Origin of the sequence: Halorhodospira sp. M38, assembly GCF_022227985.1 — a bacterium.
GTDB classification, from domain to species: domain Bacteria; phylum Pseudomonadota; class Gammaproteobacteria; order Nitrococcales; family Halorhodospiraceae; genus Halorhodospira; species Halorhodospira halophila_A.
Genome location: NZ_JAJNQP010000073.1, coordinates 1 through 1,086, shown reverse-complemented (window position 1 = coordinate 1,086; position 1,086 = coordinate 1). Strand labels below are relative to the sequence as shown.

1 protein-coding gene is annotated in these 1,086 nt (G+C 63.3%); it reads right to left on the bottom strand.

Annotated elements, in window-relative coordinates; genetic code table 11:
• Positions 1-973: IS481 family transposase (locus LRA98_RS12815; protein WP_238634272.1), on the bottom strand; the 973-nt coding region annotated here is incomplete at its 3' end.
• Positions 974-1,086 lie beyond the last annotated feature (113 nt).

Genomic DNA, 1,086 nt, shown 5'->3' with positions numbered 1-1,086 from the left:
TGTCAAGACCTGACTGATCATATACCTGCTTACGGAATAAATCGGGGCGCTCCTCGTACCAGTGCTTGAGTTTGCGTACAGGGGTGGCGTGCCCAAGCGCACGCTGGGGAATGTGGTGGTTGTAGAGGCGCTGATAGTGCCAGAGCATCGAGTCGAGATCGGAGGCCGAATCGAAGTGAGTCGTGCGCAGGATCTCGCTGATACGGCCGTTGAATCGCTCCACCAGGCCGTTCGTCTGCGGACGGCGAGGCGGCGTGAGCCGGTGCTCGATGTCATAGCGGGCGCACAGCTGGTCAAAGGCATGCCGCCCCGAGGGACGTCGGGTCTTCTGGGTAAAGCGGTCCGTGAAGGCCAGGTCGTTGTCCGTGAGCAACGTATGGATCCGGAACGGGGCCTTCTCCTGGAGGCGCTTGAGAAAGCGCACAGCCGCTTTGCGCGACTTCTCGCGGTGGCGCTCGAGGTAAACCCAGCGGCTGGCCCGATCGATGGCCACGAACAGGTACGTGCGCCCTTGCTCATCGGCCATCTCCGGCAGGTACTTGATGTCGACGTGCACGTAACCGGGCCGGTAGTCCTTGAACGTCTTCGTAGGACGCGACTCACCCTCCGGGCGCGGGATCAGCTCCTTGAGTTGCGAGACCCCATGACGGACCAGCAGCCGCTGCAACGCCGAGCGGACCATGTCCGGCTTGATGAACTCACGCACGACCACCAGCAGGTCGTCGGTGGCGAGCAGCAGCGTCCGGCGCAGCTCCACCACAATCGCCTCCTGCGCCGGCGACAGCGCCGTGTGCAGCCGGTGCGGGCGATGGCTGCGATCCTCGCTCGTCTCCCGGTACTTCCACTTGCGCACCGTCGCGCGGCTGATGTTGTACTTCTCCGCAAGGGCCCGCTCCGACAGCGGCGAGTTGCGGATCTCCTCGCGCAGCTGCGGCGTCGTGCGGGATTGCTTGTGGATGGTTGCTCCGCCCATGTCATCGACCTCGTCTTTCCGCCTTCAGGCTTTCGCCCAGTTCCTGTAACGCCAACCGGGCTTGGAAGAGAGCATAACTCCTTGGCGGTATATGATCACGCAGGTCGCAACAC